The 19629-nt window shown below is 47.3% G+C and carries 14 protein-coding genes; 8 read left to right on the forward strand and 6 right to left on the reverse strand.

Translation table 11 applies throughout. The features are described 5' to 3' along the window. Positions 1-409: 409 nt before the first annotated feature. Positions 410-2614, reverse strand: a complete 2205-nt coding sequence (locus tag DWU89_RS18905; protein ID WP_115501190.1) for a sodium-translocating pyrophosphatase — start codon at positions 2612-2614, stop codon at positions 410-412. Positions 2615-2794: 180 nt separating this feature from the next. Here DWU89_RS18905 and DWU89_RS18910 point away from each other — a divergent pair, with 180 nt between their 5' ends. The 4 genes from DWU89_RS18910 (at position 2795) to DWU89_RS18925 (ending at position 9181) form a co-directional block, all read left to right on the forward strand. Continuing rightward, positions 2795-3634, forward strand: coding sequence for a patatin-like phospholipase family protein (locus tag DWU89_RS18910; RefSeq protein ID WP_115501191.1), 840 nt, complete (start codon positions 2795-2797; stop codon positions 3632-3634). 55 nt (positions 3635-3689) lie between these two features. Further along, positions 3690-5381, forward strand: a complete 1692-nt coding sequence (locus tag DWU89_RS18915; RefSeq protein ID WP_115501192.1) for an alpha-amylase family glycosyl hydrolase — start codon at positions 3690-3692, stop codon at positions 5379-5381. A 133-nt stretch (positions 5382-5514) separates the two neighbouring features. Beyond that, positions 5515-6456 carry a ribose-phosphate pyrophosphokinase gene (locus tag DWU89_RS18920; RefSeq protein WP_115501193.1) on the forward strand — a complete coding sequence of 314 codons (942 nt, stop codon included), beginning with the start codon at positions 5515-5517 and terminating at the stop codon, positions 6454-6456. A gap of 124 nt (positions 6457-6580) precedes the next feature. Then, a complete protein-coding gene (locus tag DWU89_RS18925; protein ID WP_222940372.1) occupies positions 6581-9181 on the forward strand; it encodes a DUF5916 domain-containing protein in 2601 nt (866 codons plus the stop codon). 49 nt (positions 9182-9230) lie between these two features. Here the strand turns inward: DWU89_RS18925 and mnmA are convergent, their stop codons facing one another. Further along, positions 9231-10307, reverse strand: coding sequence for a tRNA 2-thiouridine(34) synthase MnmA (mnmA, locus tag DWU89_RS18930; protein ID WP_115501203.1), 1077 nt, complete (start codon positions 10305-10307; stop codon positions 9231-9233). An 88-nt stretch (positions 10308-10395) separates the two neighbouring features. Here mnmA and DWU89_RS18935 point away from each other — a divergent pair, with 88 nt between their 5' ends. Next, positions 10396-11232 carry an SGNH/GDSL hydrolase family protein gene (locus DWU89_RS18935; protein ID WP_115501194.1) on the forward strand — a complete coding sequence of 279 codons (837 nt, stop codon included), beginning with the start codon at positions 10396-10398 and terminating at the stop codon, positions 11230-11232. Between the two features lie 17 nt (positions 11233-11249). On the opposite strand, the gene DWU89_RS18940 is transcribed toward DWU89_RS18935, so the two are convergent. The 4 genes from DWU89_RS18940 to DWU89_RS18955 all read right to left on the reverse strand — a co-directional run bounded on the left by DWU89_RS18940 (position 11250) and on the right by DWU89_RS18955 (position 14985). After that, the gene (locus DWU89_RS18940) at positions 11250-11534 is read right to left on the reverse strand and encodes a winged helix-turn-helix domain-containing protein (protein ID WP_115501195.1); all 285 of its coding nucleotides are present in this window, start codon (positions 11532-11534) and stop codon (positions 11250-11252) included. Next, complete coding sequence (locus DWU89_RS18945) at positions 11519-12148, reverse strand: hypothetical protein (protein WP_115501196.1); 630 nt, start codon at positions 12146-12148, stop codon at positions 11519-11521. Before DWU89_RS18945 ends, DWU89_RS18940 begins: the two co-directional genes overlap by 16 nt. An 82-nt stretch (positions 12149-12230) precedes the next feature. Then, positions 12231-14606 (reverse strand): outer membrane beta-barrel family protein, encoded by a 2376-nt coding sequence (locus DWU89_RS18950; protein WP_115501197.1) that lies wholly within the window; start codon positions 14604-14606, stop codon positions 12231-12233. A gap of 4 nt (positions 14607-14610) precedes the next feature. Further along, on the reverse strand, positions 14611-14985 hold the full coding sequence (locus tag DWU89_RS18955) for a DUF2141 domain-containing protein (protein WP_115501198.1): 375 nt from the start codon (positions 14983-14985) through the stop codon (positions 14611-14613). A gap of 322 nt (positions 14986-15307) precedes the next feature. On the opposite strand from DWU89_RS18955, the gene DWU89_RS18960 reads away from it, so the two are divergent. The 3 genes from DWU89_RS18960 to DWU89_RS18970 all read left to right on the forward strand — a co-directional run bounded on the left by DWU89_RS18960 (position 15308) and on the right by DWU89_RS18970 (position 19359). After that, on the forward strand, positions 15308-16465 hold the full coding sequence (locus DWU89_RS18960; protein ID WP_115501199.1) for an esterase: 1158 nt from the start codon (positions 15308-15310) through the stop codon (positions 16463-16465). A gap of 137 nt (positions 16466-16602) precedes the next feature. Then, positions 16603-17970, forward strand: a complete 1368-nt coding sequence (locus DWU89_RS18965; protein ID WP_115501200.1) for an ATP-binding protein — start codon at positions 16603-16605, stop codon at positions 17968-17970. A 57-nt stretch (positions 17971-18027) separates the two neighbouring features. Beyond that, complete coding sequence (locus tag DWU89_RS18970) at positions 18028-19359, forward strand: leucine-rich repeat domain-containing protein (protein ID WP_115501201.1); 1332 nt, start codon at positions 18028-18030, stop codon at positions 19357-19359. Positions 19360-19629: the final 270 nt, after the last annotated feature.

Consider the following 19629-nt stretch of genomic DNA (forward strand, 5'->3'; position numbering starts at 1 on the left):
CAAATATTCGATTCTCCGGGAGTTAAGCTTTATCACTTTGCCGGTGTTTCCTGTTTTCGATAATCAAATTGCACGCTTTTGGGGATGGGCTCGGCACCTCACTTTCTCTGTTGTTACCTGAGTGGGTTAAAACCGTGAAAAAAGTCAAACCAAAATCGATCAAGATTTCGGACGAAATAGAAAAACAGTCGAAACAGAGGGTTAATGTATATTTTTCAATTTGCAGAAGGTCCAAAACTAAGAAAAAGTGAGCTATCCCGTTCCCGCGCTCCGACGCGGGATCGCAAAACAGCCTGCCGCATCCTAAATCATCATTTACAAGTTTTGATAAAGCCTGTTCCTCTGTGATCCCGCGTCGGAGCGCGGGAACGGGATAGTTCAGTTCTGGCAAATAATGCGCTTTCCCAATTTAGAAAAGGCTCCATGCTACCGTCAGTCCTGCCATGACGATGGCGACCATGCTCATCAATTTGATCAGGATGTTGAGGCTGGGGCCGGAGGTGTCTTTGAACGGGTCACCGACCGTGTCGCCTACGACAGTCGCGCGGTGGGCGTCGCTTCCTTTACCGCCGTGGTTGCCTTCTTCCACATGTTTCTTGGCATTGTCCCAAGCGCCTCCGGCATTTGCCATAAAGATAGCTAATACGAAACCTGTACTCAAGCCGCCAATCAACAGCCCTACCACTCCGGTAACGCCGAAAATCAGTCCTGTAATGATCGGAGCAATAATAGCCAACAGGGAAGGAACAACCATCTCTTTTTGTGCGCCTTTGGTTGAAATGGCAACGCAGCGGGCATAGTCCGGTTCTGCTTTCCCGGTCAGTATTCCCGGTATTTCGCGGAACTGGCGGCGTACTTCTTCCACCATATGCCCGGCGGCACGTCCGACTGCGTTCATCGTGAGCCCGCAGAACATGAATGCCATCATGGAACCTAAGAACATGCCGGCCAGCACTTTCGGGTTCATCAGTGTGACATCGTAATAGACCATGAAATCGGAGAAGGAGGCTTTCGATACTTCGATAGCCCTGCCGTCTGCAAATTGCAGGACCGTTTCACCTAACCGGAGTAATCCTATTTTTATCTCTTCCACGTAGGATGCCAGCAAAGCCAGGCCCGTTAAGGCTGCCGAGCCGATCGCGAATCCTTTGCCTGTTGCGGCGGTAGTGTTGCCCAACGAGTCGAGCGCATCCGTACGTTTGCGCACTTCTTTACCCAAGCCGGACATTTCCGCATTGCCTCCGGCATTGTCGGCGATAGGTCCGTAAGCGTCCGTAGCCAATGTGATACCTAATGTCGAAAGCATACCTACAGCTGCGATACCGATGCCATACAGCCCCATGCCGATATTGTTGAAGTCGAATCCGGATGCGAAGAGGAAAGAACAGATAATACCTACAACTACGGCCAAAACCGGGATTGCTGTAGATAACATACCCAGTCCGAGCCCGGAGATAATAACGGTTGCCGGTCCGGTCAGCCCGGCTTCGGATACCCGTTGGGTAGGTTTATAAGATTGGGATGTATAGTATTCGGTCGATTGCCCGATCACGATGCCGACCAGTAGCCCGACGATAACCGAACAACTGATCCAGAACCAATTATCCAAGCCTAACAGATAAAGAATCGCGAAAGTCGAAATGGCGATTAATACGGAGCTGAGGTTCGTGCCGATCGCCAATGCTTTCAACAGCTGGCGGATGCTTGCGTTTTCATTCGTGCGGACGGCAAAGATTCCGATGATCGACAGTACGATCCCTACCGCTGCAATCAGCATCGGTGCCACGACCGCTTTGTATTGCATCTCCACATTCCCGGAAGCCACAAAAGCCGCAGCTCCCAAGGCGGCGGTAGCCAGGATGGAACCGCAATAGGATTCATAGAGGTCGGCGCCCATACCGGCTACGTCTCCCACATTATCCCCCACGTTGTCGGCAATAGTCGCCGGGTTGCGCGGGTCATCTTCCGGGATGCCGGCTTCCACTTTCCCGACGAGGTCGGCGCCTACATCGGCCGCTTTCGTATAGATACCGCCTCCGACGCGGGCAAAGAGCGCCTGTGTGGAAGCGCCCATCCCGAAGGTCAGCATGGTGGTTGTTATGATTGTCAGTTTATGCGTGGCATCCATCGCGTCTGCCGGAATACATATATTTAACAGTATATACCAGAACGAAATATCCAGCAGGCCGAGCCCTACGACTACCAATCCCATTACGGCACCACTACGGAAAGCAACCTGCAGACCGCTGTTCAATGAAGAACGGGCGGCATTGGCGGTACGGGCGGAAGCATAAGTCGCTGTCTTCATCCCCAGGAATCCGGCCAATCCGGAAAAGAAGCCTCCGGTAAGGAAAGCAATCGGCACCCATTCGTTCTGTACCCCGAATCCATACGCCATGATGGAGAATAAAACCACCAGGGCGAGAAATACCGAAGCGACAACCTTGTATTGCTGTTTCAGGTACGACATAGCCCCTTTACGGACATGCTGGGCTATCTTTGCCATTAACTCGGTCCCTTCACTCTCTTTCATCATCTGCCTGAAAAAAAAGCAGGCAAATACCAGAGCAAGTATAGATGCTACCGGTATGATCCAAAAAATAGGTGTAATCATAGCAATGAGATTTAAATTTAATATGGTTTTAATCGTTTTGACACTTAGTGTCTTACGAAGCTTCATTGTCCTCCCGTAAATATAACGAAAATAAAGATGTGGAGAAACTTTTTCGGAAATAATAATGTTTCATTCTAAAAAAAACAGCATATTTGTCACAGAATAAGAATTAAAACGCAAATGACGGAAGAAACGAACCATAAGACCTATAAACTTGGCTTGGCTCTGAGTGGCGGAGGAGCGAAAGGTTTTGCCCACATCGGAGTTTTTAAATTGCTGGAGGAGTGCGGTCTGAAGCCGGATGTTATTGTCGGGACAAGTGTCGGTTCGTTGATGGGGGCCTTATTCGCCGACGGCTATACGGCCGACGAGATAAAAGAACTGTTTACCGGCCGCGAGTTTTCGGAATTCGCCCAGTTGCAGATCCCGAAATCGGGACTGTTCGACAGCAAGCGGTTCCGCCATTTCCTCCGGCGTCATTTGAGGGCTAAAACGTTTGAAGAACTGAAAACCCCTTTGGTTGTCATGGCTACCGATCTCGATAATGGGGAGAGCCATGAGTTCCGTAGCGGTCCCATCGTCGAGGCGGTAACGGCTTCTTGTAGTATTCCGATTATCTTCAGCCCGGTTGTGATAAACGGAGTGCATTATGTAGACGGAGGTCTTTTCCATAATTTCCCGGTTTCCATCATACGTGAGGAATGTGAGCGTATCATCGGCGTGAACGTCAGTCCGCTGATACCGCAAAAATATAAGCAGACGCTCTATCATATTGCCGAGCGTTCTTATCATTATATGTTCCGGGCCAATACACTGGAAGACCGTGAAATGTGTGATGTATTGATTGAAGCCGAAGAATTCGGCATGTATAAAACGTTTGATCTCGAGAATGTGGAACAGATCGCCAATATCGGATATGCGGCGGCTGTCCGGGCTTTCGAGATCGTGATAAAAGAAAATAAGTATGAAACCTTGGTAAACGCAATTATGGCGAGACGAAACAATGCCTTAATGCCGTAGTCGTTCCGGAACGTTCCTGTGTTTACCAAATTAAACTAAGTAGACAAATAGCGCAATGAAACAGACGAATAAGATAGTCATATATCAGGTCTTTCCACGTTGGTTTGGAAATCTGAAATCATCCTTGGTGAAGAACGGCAGTAAAGCCGAAAACGGAGTTGGAAAATTTTCAGACTTTACGCCTCTTGCTTTATCTAAAATAAAAGAATTGGGCACTACCCATGTGTGGTACACCGGAGTTATCGAACATGCGACGAAAACCGATTATACGGCTTATCAGATACAGAGAGACCATTCGGCTGTCGTTAAAGGAAATGCCGGTTCGCCTTATGCAATCAAAGACTATTACGATGTCGATCCCGATTTGGCAGGCCAGGTGCCTGACCGGATGGATGAATTTGAGGCATTGGTCAAGAGGACGCATGATGCCGGCCTGAAGGTGATACTCGACTTTGTCCCCAACCACGTAGCCCGCCAATATCATTCGGATGCCAAGATGGCGTATGTGGAAGATTTGGGACAGAAAGACAATACCTCGAAAGCGTTCGATCCGAACAATAACTTTTACTATGTACCGGGGCAGACTCTCTCGTTGCCGTTCGGAGCACAGCAGGAAGATTTCGAATACAGCGAATTTCCCGCCAAGGTGACAGGCAACGACCGTTTTGATGCTTGTCCGGGGCGGAATGACTGGTATGAGACGGTCAAGTTGAATTATGGTGTGGATTACCTGAACGGCCGTACACCGCATTTCGATCCGGTACCCAACACCTGGGTGAAGATGCTCGATATCCTGTTGTTCTGGGCAGGAAAAGGTGTGGACGGCTTCCGTTGCGATATGGCGGAAATGGTCCCGGTGGAGTTCTGGAATTGGGTGATTCCGAAGGTGAAGCAAGCGCATGACGTCTGCTTTATCGCTGAAGTCTACAATCCGGCGGAATACCGTAATTATATCCAGAACGGGCATTTCGATTACCTCTATGACAAGGTCGGGCTTTATGATACGGTACGGGCCGTCATGTGCAACCAGGCTCCGGCAAGTAATATTTCCACTTGCTGGAAGTCGCTTGAAGGAATCCAGCAGAATATGCTGAATTTCCTCGAAAACCATGACGAACAGCGTGTCGCCTCTTATTTCTTCGCCGGCGATCCGCGTCCGGGTATCCCGGGAATGATCGTGTCGGCCATGATGAATACCAACCCTGTGATGATCTATAGCGGGCAGGAATTGGGAGAGCCGGGTATGGATGACGAAGGGTTCAGTGGGCGTGACGGACGGACGACAATCTTTGATTACTGGAGTGTTGCCAGTCTGCGTAACTGGATCAATGAAGGCGCTTTCGACGGAGGAAAGCTGACGGCAGAGCAACGCCAGTTGCGTGAAGCTTATGCAAAGATTTTAAATATTGCCAAATCGGAGCCGGCCATAACGGAAGGCGTTTTCTACGACCTGATGTATGCCAATATGAGCAATCCGTATTTTAACCCGCATCGCCAGTTTGTCTTTATGCGTAAGTATAAGAATGAAGTCCTGTTGGTAGTCGTTAATTTCGACAAGGCGGAGCAGACGGTGCGCGTCCAGATTCCGAACGGGGCTTTTAAGGCTCTTGATTTCGAAGACAACAAGGCGGCAGTCCTGACCGATTTGATGACGGGAGAAAGCACTGTCAGTACGCTGACGGCAGCCTGGCCTTACCAGGTGGTCTTGCCGGCCTATTCAGGTCGTTTACTGAAATTTACATATTGAATTGATAATGGATAATTGACAATTGATAATTACTTTTTTGATAATTGTCAATTGTCCATTGTTCATTGTCAATTGTTTTGTACCTTTGCACCCACAATTCAAATCTATTTACTTAAGATAAATATTCGGAATAATGAGTGCACAAACTCCTTTCTTGGTGTTTTCGGGAACCAACTCCCGGTATCTTGCAGAGAAAATTTGCAAAAGTCTTGGTTGTCCGCTGGGGCAGATGAACATTCAACATTTTGCCGATGGAGAGTTCTCCGTTTCTTACGAAGAGTCTATTCGTGGCCGCGATGTTTTCCTGGTACAATCAACGTTCCCTAACTCGGATAATCTGATGGAGCTTCTCCTGATGATTGATGCGGCTAAACGTGCTTCTGCACATTCTATTATCGCAGTAATTCCTTATTTTGGTTGGGCCCGTCAGGACAGAAAGGACAAACCGCGTGTATCTATCGGTGCGAAGCTGATTGCCGATATGTTGAGTACGGCCGGTATCAACCGTTTGATCACAATGGACTTGCATGCTGACCAGATTCAGGGATTCTTTAATGTCCCGGTGGATCACCTGTATGCATCTTCAGTATTCCTGGATTATATTAAAACATCTTTGCCGATGGATAACCTGTGTATCGCTACACCGGATGTCGGCGGTACGAAACGTGCCAGCAGCTACTCCAAATATCTCGGTTTGCCGATGGTTATTTGCCACAAATCCCGTTTGCGCGCCAACGAAGTTGCAGAAATGCGTATCATCGGTGAAGTGGAAGGATTGGACGTTCTTTTGATTGATGACATGGTGGACACTGCCGGTACGATTACGAAAGCGGCTAACCTGATGATGGAAAACGGAGCTAAATCCGTACGCGCTATCGCCAGCCACGCTGTTATGTCAGACCCGGCTTCCACACGTGTAGACGAATCAGCTTTGACTGAAATGATCTTTACCGATTCTATTCCTTATGCAAAGAAATGCGAAAAGGTAAAAGTCCTTTCAATAGCCGATATGTTTGCCGAAGCGATCCGTCGCGTATGCAGCGGTGAGTCTATCAGCTCTTTGTATGCTATTTAATTAGTTTCAATATTATAAAAAAAGGCTGCGATCTTAGGATGTGCGGCCTTTTTTATTTCCGTATAATTGCTAACTTTGTGAGCGTGAAAAAGGGCGATGGCCTTCTCGCTTAATTCTTTAGACCATGAAGAAAAAACGTTATCTCTTGAATCTTCTCCTCTTGTCAGTCTGTACATTCGGCTATGGACAACAGGATTCTATTGTTCCTTTCAAAGATGCTTACAAACGTATTTACAATGTGACGAAAGTTACAGGTGTCAAACCTGTGATAGACGGAAAGCTGGATGAATCCTTCTGGACGGAGCAGGGGGAATGGTCCGACCGTTTTGTGCAGATCATTCCTTATGAGCGTGAAATATCACCTTCTCCTACGCGGGTAAAGCTCTTTTATGACGATAAATATATATACGTAGGCGTGTATTGTAAAGATGCTGTTCCCGGAAAGATGAACCGTTTCATCGGGAACCGCGACGACAACAGTATGGGAGACCTGATCAGTGTGGCTTTCGATACATACCATGACTACAGGGCTGCCCCGGAGTTCAATATTAACCTGGGCGGGAATAAGACCGACCTGATTGTGACGGATAAGTTGAATGTGAACCGGAGCTGGAACGCTGTTTGGGAAGGTAGGACGCATGTAAACCTGCCGGATTCGAGTTGGACGGCCGAATTGCGCATCCCCTTCAGCCAGCTTCGCTACAACCAAGCGTCGGTCGACGGCATCTGGGGGCTTCATGTTCGCCGCATTATCAGGCGGAATAACGAAGTGCAGAACTGGAGCATGATCCCCTTGAAGAATAACGGGCATGTGTTCTCTTTCGGGGAAATGCACGGCATGACCGATCTGCCGAAACCGCGCGGAATAGAGTTCCTGCCCTATGTGATGGGCAAGTACCGGAGCGAGCCGAAGATTCCCGGCAGCCCTTACCAGAAGGGGCATAGCTGGGGCGGTAATGTCGGTCTGGATGCCAAATTTGCGTTGTCCGATTTTACGCTGGATATGACGATAAACCCCGATTACGGACAGGTGGAACTGGACCCTTCGGTGATGAACTTGACGGCCTACGAAACGTTTTACGACGAGAAACGTCCTTTCTTCCTCGAAGGAAAGCATATTCTGGACTTTGCCAACGGCAGCGACATGATGTTTTACACGCGCCGTATCGGTGCCGCTCCTTCCTATACGCCTCCCGGTATCGATAACGTCAATAGCTTTGCCAGCCGGAAAGAGAATATCCCCATTATCGGCGCTTTGAAGCTGACGGGAACGAACCGCAAAGGCGTAACGATCGGGGTCGTACAGAGCCTGACAGCGCAATCTTCATCGAAGGTGACGCTTAACGGGATGGAAGATAAAGTCGTGGTCGAGCCTTTGACCAATTACACCGTTGCCCGTGTACAGAAAAACTGGGAAGGAAATACGCTGTTGGGAGGAATGATCACGTCGGTAAACCGTGCATTGGACGAGCCGCATCTGAAAGACTTCATGGTCAGTAATGCCTTTACGGCAGGGATCGATTTTACGCAGTATTTCAAGAACCGCTTATATTATGTTGAAGCCAAAGCAATGGTGAGTTCCCTGAATGGAAGCAAGGAGGCGATCCGTGCATTGCAGCAAAACGCCGTGCACTATTACCAGCGTTCGTCTTCCGCCGATTATCTGGGTGTCGACCCGGAACGTCGTTCACTGAGCGGCACGGGCGGTTATCTGAAATTAGGACGGAAAGGAAATGCCAAATGGGCTTTTGCCGAGACGTTTAGTTGGTCGTCTCCGGGCTTCGACCTCAATGATATCGGTTATCTGAAACAAACCGATAACCTGTCTAATGAAACGGAGATCGCTTACCGGCAGACGGATATCTGGAAGATGTTCCGCTATAACGCTTTCACCCTGACGCAACGGAATCAATGGAATTACGGCGGGACGCCTTTTTATAACCATCTGGCTTTGAAATGGCAGACGATGACGATGAGCCGGTATGAGTTGATCGTGTCGGAAACCTTCTGCTGGAACAATCTGGACAGCCGCCTGCTTCGGGGAGGACCGGACGTGCGGTTCAACCCTTATTTCCTTACCTCTGTCAAATTTAATACAGACAAGGCAAAACGGGTGCGGCTGACGCTGCAATATGAAGGAAACTATAATCTGGACGGGTATAACCGCCTTAACACATTTACGCCGGAACTGACATTCCGGTTGGGAAACCATATCTATTTGTCCGGACAGTTGAATTATGCCTGGAATACGGACAATATGCAGTTTGTACAGGCTACACCCGAAAGCAGCACAGCGCCTTATGTGACAGCTCACATGGACCAGAAGACGTATGGACTGACAATGAATCTGCAGGTGAACGTAACGCCTGATATTACGATACAGTTCTACGGCTCACCGTTTACTTCTACGGCTAAATTCAAGGATTTCAAGTCGATGACGAATACGACTTCCCATACTTATGAAGATCGTTTCCGTCCGTTGTCGGATGAAGAAATGTCCGTTATAAAGAACAAACCGGATTTCAGCTTTAACGAGTTCCGTTCCAATCTGGTAGCCCGTTGGGAATATCTGCCCGGTTCGACCTTGTATTTTGTCTGGGAACACAGGATGTCGAACCGCGACAGTAAATACCTCTCCGGTTGGGGGAATAACCTGGATCGTATGTTCGGCCTTCCGGCAACGAATACGTTTATGGTCAAGATGAACTATTGGTTTAATCTATAGCCTAAAACAGATCGGAATGTGTTCCATATAATAATAATCGACAATCCGTCTATTTTTCTTCATCGATAATCATACCGCTGCCGAGACAAAGATGGTGGTCTTTGTCGTACACTACGCCGTACTGCCCGGGAGCGATTCCCTGTATTTTGTTGTCCGATTCGATGCGATACAGGTCGCCGATACGGCGGATGCGGCCGGGCGTGAAGTCCGGCGTGTGGCGGATCTTGAACGTGATTTCTTTCTCGTCCGTAAAGTCACCCCACGGGTCTTCGGTGATAAAGTCGAAGCCGTGCATATTGATTGTCTTGCCGTACTGCGTTTCCGGATCGTAACCGTTGGAGACGTAGATTATGTTCCGCTTGATGTCCTTTTTGATGACAAACCAGGGACCGCCGCTCAGACCCAAACCTTTGCGCTGTCCGATGGTGTGGAACCAATAGCCGTTGTGCTTGCCCAGCACCTTGCCTGTCTCCAGTTCCACGATTTTTCCGGTACGTTTGCCTAAGTAGCGCTCGATGAAATCATTGTAATTGATTTTACCTAAGAAACAGATACCCTGACTGTCTTTCCGCTTGGCGCTCGGCAACTTCTGCTGTTCGGCGATGGCGCGGACTTCGCTTTTCATCAGGTGGCCTATTGGAAACATCAGTTTTTGTATCTGCAAACGAGTGATCTGGCCGAGGAAATCGGTCTGGTCCTTCACCGGGTCTTTGGCGGTGGAGAGCCATACTTTACCGTCGATCTCGGTCGTCGTGGCATAATGGCCTGTCGCTATCTTGTCGAAATCCTTTCCCCATTTGTCTTCGAAGCAGCCGAACTTGATGTATTTGTTACACATCATATCCGGGTTGGGAGTGAGGCCGCGCTTGACGGAGTCGATGGTGTAGCTCACCACGCGATCCCAATATTCATCGTGCAAAGAGACGATTTCAAACCGGCATCCGTACTTCTTGGCTATATAAGAGGTGATCTCGATATCTTCTTCGGCGGGGCAGTCTATATATCCGTCCTTGTCTTCCATTCCGATGCGGATATAGAAAATGGTAGGATCATATCCTGCCTCTTTCAACTGGTGGACTACTACGGAGCTGTCGACTCCTCCCGATACTAATGCTGCAATTTCCATAGATATAATTAAATAAGAATCAGACAAAGGTACGGTAAATTTTTTTATATCTTTGTGTTTTCAGTTAATCTCAATCAATAGAACCGATATGCATATACGTTACTCCGCTTTGTTATTATCCGCCCTGTTGCTGTCGACAGATGTTTATCCGTGTACGGTTTATGTGCTGCCGCAAGTTCAGGAAGTGCCTGTCTCCAATCAGTGGAAAGGAAAGAAAGTCGCTTTTCTGGGCGATTCGATAACCGATAAAATCCATGTCGGGACGGCGAAAAACTATTGGCAGTATCTTTCGGAACTCTTAGGCCTGGAATCCCTTGTTTACGGCATTAACGGCCACCAATGGGACGGAGTACTGGGACAGGCAGAGAAATTGCAGGCGGAGCGGGGAGACGACATCGACGCGATCCTGATTTTTGCCGGAACGAACGACTATAATGCCGGTGTCCCTTTAGGCGAGTGGTACACCGAGAAGGACGAACCGGTCGAGGTGTCCGGCCCCAAACAGGAGGTACGTAAACGGCGGACGCTGCAAATGGACGGACAGACGTTCCGGGGGCGTATCAACCGCGTCATGTCTTATCTGAAAACGAACTATCCGACCAAGCAGATTATCCTGCTGACACCGATACATCGCGGATATGCCAGGTTCAGTGACAATAATATCCAGCCGGACGAATCCTACCCGAACCGGATCGGCCTGTATGTCGATGCGTACGTCGACGTGATAAAGGAAGCCGCCAATGTCTGGGCCGTTCCTGTTATCGACCTGAACAGCATCAGCGGACTTTATCCCGTAAATGATTCCCATACCCGCTACTTCCACAAAGAAGACACGGACCGCCTGCATCCCAATGCCGACGGGCATTACCGGATGGCAAAGGCGCTGATGTACCAATTGTTGGCTTATCCGGCTGACTTCGAATAGGGGATAGCTCTTGCCTTTTACATATCGATATATCCCTTCAACGCATTTACATAATCTTCGAACGCTTGTCGGCCGACAGGCGTGATCCGGCAAGTCGTCCGGGGTTTCTTTCCGACGAAGCTCTTTTCAACTTCGATGTAGCCGGCTTCGCTCAGTTTGTCTATCTGTACACTCAGGTTGCCGGCGGTGGCCTCTGTTTTTTCTTTCAGATAGACAAAGTCCGCCTCCTCTACCGAGAGGAGGATGGACATGACGGCCAGCCGTAACTGCGAGTGGAGTAGAGGGTCTAATTCTTTGAACATGCTTGTTTGGCTTTATGGTTAAGGATATGTCCCGGAATAATCATCATAATTACAAACGATAATCCGAAATAGAGATACCATAAGAGGGTTACCGACTCATCGTGTATCAGCATTGTGAGCATATAAATACAAAAGACAAATGCGACTATCGGCGAATAAATCATCCAACGTTCCTGAATAATAATGCCCGTAATCGAAACGCCGAGGCCACAGTAAAGCAAGGATAAAGGCAACATGATGATGAAATCTGCCTGCCGGTATAAGAGGATTTCAATTACGCCGGATGTGATAAAAGTAAAAGCGAACATCCAGCCCAGCACACGCCAAACCTGGTTTATTACTTTGTCTGTATAGGTGACGACAGCCGCCGGCTTCTGCCTTTTCTTGTAAGCGATAAGCGGCCATACTCCGAATAGGAACATCCAGCCCCAGGTCCATATAAATGAGTGGGTCAGGGTTATCAGGACGAACAACGCGATGGACAGCCCGGCCGTGCAATATCCCCAATATAGAAACTGGTTTCCGTTGCCGACTTCCATGTTCTGTTTGCTGGAATGAATCATCTGTGTGATAAGCTCCAGACTTTCTTTCTCTGTTAATCTTTTTTCTTCCATGATTTTATCTTTTTTCTTTTTATTCCTTCCACATTCCGTTCAAAGATAATGTGGTTTATGTTATCTCTTTATATTTTTTATTCTATTTTTCTTTTAGCCGGTTGAATTCACTTTCCGAACTGCGCTCTATCGTCTTCTTCGCCACTTTCTTCCCACTGTTGAAACTCCATGAAAGCGAAACCTTGAAGATGCGTCCGGCACTGCCCTCTTTGTAATGGGACTCGGTTTTGTAAGCATCCAGGTTGTTGACGTAATTGTTATAGCGGTTGAAGATGTTGTTGACACCAGCCGTGACGAGCAACCTTTCATTCATGAATTTCTTACGTAGCGTGAAGCCGAGCGTATGACGGGGCGCCACTTCGCTGTTTCCGGAATAGAGGCGGCTTGCTCCTCCGTATTGAATTTCCATATTGTAACCGGCAGGCAGATAGAAGGTCGCGGTGGCATTGGCAAACATCAGGTAGTGTTTGGCTAAAGCGGCCGACTCCGACATCCTGATATCTTGTTTCACACCTATGAAATTGGCAGTCAGGTTACACCAGCGAACCGGTTGGAACGGAAGATTGACGGCAATGAACCAGTGATTTTCCGTGCTATGGTTTTCGGGTGTGATATAGGAAATGTCCGGATCGTTTGCATCCTGTTTGCAAAATTCGCGGATGAGGTTGTGATGCAGGTTCCCGCCCACTGTCACCGTATACCGGTACTGGTACACCCACGTTAAGTTGAAACGGTTGATATAAGTCGGCTTTAGATACGGGTTTCCTATCTGGTAACTGTAGTCCGATAGTTGGATGTGATTGGGACTGAGAGAATGGAACGCCGGCCGCTCGATATTCCGGGAGTATTGCCCGACAAGCATAGACGTTTTCAGACTGTTGAACGCATAGGAAACATTCAGGTTCGGGAACAGGTCGAAATAGTCCCGGCGGATGTTGTCGTTGCGGTTCGACGTCCGTGTGTATTCCCCTCTCAGCCCTGCGACGAAAGACCAGCGGCCTGTCCCTGCAGAAAAGGAGCCATATCCGCCGATGATGTTTTCCCGGTAGTTGAGGACGTATCCATAAGCAGGGTTCGGTTCCCACAAGTGTCCGGACAAGCCTTCGTAGCACGAGTTGTCGTTCATATCGGTAAACGTATATTTTATACCGGCTTTCAGCGACATCCCTTTTTTGAGGTATCGGGAAAGGGACAGGTCGGATGTGACAATGTCGTAGGTCGCGTCGGCATTACTTCTGTATGTAGTGTCGCTTTGTCCTCCCATAGCTTGCCTGAGGACGAAATAATCATTGTTACCCGTTGATTTCTTACCTGCATAGTCGACAATGAGTTTGATCAGTGAACCCTGGTTGTCCAGTTTATGCAGGTAGTTGGCCGTGGCCGTAAACGTGTTGTATTCGTTTCTCTGGAAATATTCCCCCATGCTGTTGACCGGGAAATTTCCTTTTACCAGCTCCGTCCGGCTGTAAGAATTCGCCTTTGCGCCCTGTCCGATATATTCGATTTCCGCTCCGAAACTATTCAGGGTATCCGCATCCCAGGTAATACCGAGACGTCCGGTTCCGTAATTCGATCGGTTCTCAAACCGGGACAGGCTGGAGAAGCGGGTGTCGTCTGTCGTATATGAGCGGATGGAATTCATATCGCTCTTATCCTTCGGAGTGAAAATTCCGGAAGCGGCGGCGTTAATACTCCATTTCCCTATGCGTGCATTCAGACTGGCAGACGGCATATAGCGGTTTAGCGAAGAGGCAACGGCTGTACCCATTAATATGTTTCCCTGCACACCGTTATCCTGCCTGCGCCGTAGGGCGATACGGATGACTCCGCCACGTGTACTGGCGTCGTATTCGGCTCCGGCAACCGGTATCACCTCGATCTGCCTGATATCTTCCGATTTCAGGGAACGCAGATAAGAGAGCAGTTCTTCGCCGGTCAATTTGATTTCCCGGTTGTTGACAAATACTTTCGTGCCCGAAGCGCCGTTGATGGATATCTGGTCGTCTGATAGCCATACGCCCGGTGCTTGCGAGAGCAATTCCGTTCCGTCTTTTCCGCTGGTGGGCGAGATGTTGACGATGAAGCGGTCGGCCTTGCGCTCGATTTCCCTTGCCTGTACGACTACTTCTTTCAGGGCATAAGCCGCCGGTTGCAGGATAAAGGTTTCGCGGGTAGGGGCGGATAGCCGGAGCTGCTTTCGTTCCGTTTCATATCCGATGCATTGTATGATTAATGTATAATCCCCTTTGTCAGCCTTCAATGCGAAGTTCCCCGCATCGTCGGTTGTCCCTCCGGCTATTTGCCTGTCGCCTTGCAGAAGGACAACAGTCGCATAGTCAATCGCATCTCCTCCGGAATTGTGTATCTGGCCGGAGTAGGTCACCGTGCCTGCCTGGCTGTGGACTTTCCCCGGAAGGATTGCCATAGCCAGCAGGATCAGGAGTAAAACTCTTTTCATGGCTCTATTCGTTGGTCGGGTAATACAATTTCAGGCTGACTGTCTCTTCGTCCTGCTTCGGTTTGCAACTCTTCATTGCGTAGCCTTCGGCCGGCTTTTTGTCTTCCGTGAAATCCATTTTCCAATTATCGTTTTCGTCGTGGAAAACCGATAGTTCGAATTCGTCCCATTCTACATTCTCTAATTTGACGATGGCTGTCCCGTTTTCCGCTTTAGCCATTCCGTAAACCGGTTTGCTCTCTTTTCCCTGTTGGGCCATGACCATGACATTCCCTTTATCACCCCGCACATGACTCACCTTTACAATGATTGTCCGTGCCATTACTGAACTGCAACTGAAAATCAGCGCCAAAATGCTTGCTGCTATAATTCTTTTCATCTCTTTACTCTTTTGATTCGTGAATAAATAAGTTTATAATATAAACCATATATGGATTAAAAAAGTGCAAGGAGCTGCGCGTTTCTCACCTGCACGCTGCAAATATAAAATGGTTTATGATGTAAACCAAATAAAAGGAAGAAAATCTTTCAATTATTTTCAAAAAAACTCCGAGATGCCAATCTGGACAGCTTGTTTCCGGTTGTTTTGAGATGATAAAGCGTTGTCCGACTGAAAGTCGTCAATCATTTAGTTGCTTCCTATGGAAAAAACGTGTAGTTTTGATGAGATAATTCTGAAGACTAATTTTAATTGTAGTATTATGAAAAAAGTATTGACACTATTTATTGCTCTGTTGGTGAGCACAATTGCTTTTGCACAACAGTCGCTTTGGGGAGGTGGAACACTTGTCTCTCCTGAAATCCATGAAAACAATACGGTTACATTCCGTTTCCGTGCACCTAAAGCGATAAAGGTACAGGTAACCGGCGATTTTCTGTCTAATCCTTCCGTTGCCGATTTGAAAGAGGGGCCGGAGGGTGTCTGGGAATATACCACACCGGAACCGCTGGCTCCTGAACTGTATAACTATTCTTTTATCGTGGATGGTTTGAAGATGCCGGATCCCAGTAATATCTATCTGATTCGTGATGTGTCATCGCTGATGAATGTATTTATCAGCGGTGGGGGACGCGCAGATTTATATAAGGTGAATGCCGTACCGCACGGAACGGTTTCCCGCCTGTGGTATGACAGCCCGACGTTAGGAACGACCCGTCGGATGACTGTTTATACGCCGGCCGGTTATGAGAAAAGCGGCAAGCGATATCCGGTCTTCTACCTGCTGCATGGTATGGGCGGAGATGAGGAAGCCTGGGTGACATTAGGACGCGCGACTCAGATTTTGGATAACCTGATTGCCGAGGGAAAAGCAAAACCGATGATTGTCGTTATGACGAATGGCAACGCGGCCTTGGAAGCGGCTCCCGGTGAATCTTCCCTGGGACTGGTGCCGCCGACGACTAAATTGCCTAAGACAATGGAAGGCTCTTTCGAAGCGGCTTTTCCGGATGTCGTGAAGTTTATCGACGCGAATTACCGTACAGTCAAGAATAAGTCCGGCCGCGCCATTGCCGGCTTGTCGATGGGTGGTTACCACTCTTTGCATATCTCCAAACAATACCCGGATTTGTTCGATTATGTCGGTTTGTATTCAGCCGCCATTTGGCCGGGCAAAGATGTGGAATCACCTGTATATAAGGATATGGAGAAAAAGCTAAGCGTGCAGTTTGCCAAGAAGCCGGCTCTTTATTGGATCGCTATCGGCAAGACCGATTTCTTGTATAAAGCAAACACTGATTACCGCAAACTCCTCGATGATAATCATTACCCCTATACCTACTACGAAACAGACGGCGGCCACATCTGGCGCAACTGGCGTATTTACTTGTCGGAGTTTGTGCCGATGTTGTTCAAATAGTCGGTATTGGCTATTTCTTTGGATTTTCTGTCTTTTTGTCGATTTATTTCTTTGGATAATGTTGATATTGGCTGGTTTATTTCTTTGGATAATATAATATCTTTATATTTGCAACTGAACAATAAGCAATTATCATCATGTATTATAACAGACTAATAGATACATATCTGGCAGAATGGGCTTCGCGCTCAAGCCATAAGCCAGTATTACTTCGAGGTGCCCGTCAAGTAGGTAAATCGACTGCTGTACGACATCTTGGAGAACGATTCGAGAACTATGTAGAGATAAATTTTGAAAAGTATCCTGAATACAAAGTCCTTTTTCAAAGCAATCTTGACGTAAAGCGTATCATGCCTCAAATGGCGGCAATGTACGGCCAAGTTATTGCTCCTGGCAAGACTTTACTATTTCTTGATGAGATACAAGAATGCCCGGAAGCTATTATGTCACTTCGGTTCTTTAAAGAGGATATTCCGGAGTTACATGTGATAGCTGCCGGGTCACTTTTGGAGTTTGCACTTGATGAACTGCCAACCTTTGGTGTAGGACGTATCCATTCGATGTTTATGTACCCCATGACATTTGACGAATTCCTTTCTGCCAATGGAGAGCAATTGCTGTTGAATGCACGAAACGGAGCAACAGCACAATCTCCACTTCCCCAGCCTCTTCATGAAAAGTTAGTGCAGTTGTTACGCACGTATATGATTATTGGTGGTATGCCTGAATCGGTGGCTAAATGGATAGAGACACACGACTTTTTACAATGTCAGGAAGTACAGGATGATATTCTCTCTGGTTATGAAGACGATTTTCCTAAATACCGGAAAAAAGTGGAGCCTGCACTTCTTCGACTCACTATGAGAAGTGCTGCTGTACAAGCGACAAAGAAGTTTGTCTATGCAGAAGTCGGCAGCGGATATAAAGCTAATGAAGTGAAGAACGCCCTGGAACTGTTGGTGAAAGCCGGTATTATCATCCCTGTGGCACATACCGATGCCAACGGACTTCCCCTTGGAAGTGAGGCGAATAACGCTTACCGCAAGATGTTATTGCTGGATAGTGGATTGATGCTTCGGCTTCTTAACATGACCTTGGGTAACATCAGCGAAATGACTACTCATATTCTGACATCCGGTGTTTCTGATTTAGTAAACAAAGGCCCTATGGCTGAAATGATTGTTGGGCTGGAACTTTTGCACTATCTATCACCCAACATTCGTCACGACCTTTATTATTGGGTGCGTCAAGCTAAAAATTCTTTAGCAGAAATTGATTATGTAACGTCACGTGGTCTGGCTGTTTTACCCATAGAGGTAAAGGCCGGAACACAAGGCGGCATGAAGAGTCTCTGGTACTTTATGCGTGAAAAACATTTGACAGAAGCTGTGCGATGCTCTCTGGAAAACTTTGGAACATTTGACTATACGGACCCTATAGAAGAGGGTGCGGTACGTCATGTACATATTTGTCCGATATATGCCATCTCGCAGATAAATAAGTGAATAGCCTTGTTATGAAACTTAATGGATTTTTTGAACTTAAATTAATATGGTTAGATTATGAGAAGAAATAGAGTCTTTGTTTTTTTGCGTTTCTTACTGGCTATTCTCTTGTTGTGGATGCCTAAAAGTTATTTAAAAGCAGAAGAAACCGGATATGATTTGACAAATGGCAAATTGACAATTCTGACAGCTGATGGCTTTGTACAGTGGAACGATGCGAATAGCGGGCAGAGGCAGTCTGTGACAAAAATTGAAATTGCGGAGGGAGTACGAAGCATCCCTGTTTATGCCTTTCAAGATATGAAACGACTTCAAATGGTTAAGATACCGGCTTCTTTGGATACGATTGGAGGGGCTGCGTTTTTTAGATGCATGCGTTTGTCAACCGTACAGTTTACGCCAGGTTCTAAATTAAAGATGATTGGGGCACACGCTTTTAGAAAGACTGATTTGCGGTCAGTCTTTATTCCCGCTTCAGTAAAAGAGATCCGAAATTCCGCTTTCAAAGAATGTTTACGCTTATCATCTGTGACGTTCGCAGAAAAAAGCTCATTGGGCATTATTGGCGAATGGGCTTTTTCTCAAACTTCGCTTGTTTCGGTGTCTATACCTGCTTCAGTCAGGGTAATAAAAAAAGCAGCATTTCTTGAATGTCGTCATTTGTCATCGTTGAAATTTGCACCCGGCATTGATCTCAAAAAAATATCGGCAGGGGCTTTCTCTCTTACTGCTCTTAGGGCTGTGGTCATTCCGGAATCGGTGATGGTGATTGATGAGCGTGCATTTCGTTATTGCAGGCGATTGTTGTCTGTGGAATTTTCAGGTTTTGGTTTAAAAGAGATAGGAAGTTTGGCTTTTGCCGAGACTGCGCTTCGATCTGTGACTATTCCGGCTTCGGTGCAAATCATTAATAGTGTCGCTTTTTTGGATTGTAAAAATCTATCGTCTCTCTATTTTTCCAAAGATGCAGACTTGGGATGTATTGGCATAGCTGCTTTTTATGGCACGAATGTTGAATCGGTGGTTATTCCTTCTTCGTTGGCAACGATTGAAGTTGGTGTTTTCTCGCATAGTGGTGTGCGGTCTGTTTCCATCCCCGAATTAGTCGAGATTATTAAAAATGGAGCTTTTTCTTATACAAGGTTGGAGTCCGTTCTCATCCCCAAATCCGTAAAGGTTATTGGGGATGAGGTGTTTTCTAATTGTCTTGAACTAAAAGAAATAGAATTTATGTCTTCAAAAGCTCCTGAAACCTTTGGCGAAGATGTTTTTAATAACTGCCTTTCTTTGACAACCATTCGTATTCCGAAGGATGGGAAAGGTTATTCCGGTTTTAACTGGGAGAAATATGAACGGTTCATAAAGCGTAAATCGGATAATGTCGCGTAGTCTGATTGTGATCCTTTTTTTGTAATTCGAAGATGTAAAAAGTGGCAACAGGAGTAAAAAAAGGAGGGGGCTTATTGTAAAAAACGTCTTGAAAACCTCCTTTTGAGGCTTCGAGAAGTGTCTTCCCGACGATTGTTTTCCGGTCGAAAAAGCACTTTCGGACCGGTTGTTTTAGTGAAATATGCGATTTTTCCAAAAGACGACCGTCCTAATCGCCACCGCGACCGTGCTAATAGGTAGTGCACTCGGCACCTCGCGAAGATTAGGACG

The sequence above is a fragment of the Parabacteroides acidifaciens genome (assembly GCF_003363715.1).
In the GTDB taxonomy this organism is placed as follows: Bacteria; Bacteroidota; Bacteroidia; order Bacteroidales; family Tannerellaceae; genus Parabacteroides; species Parabacteroides acidifaciens.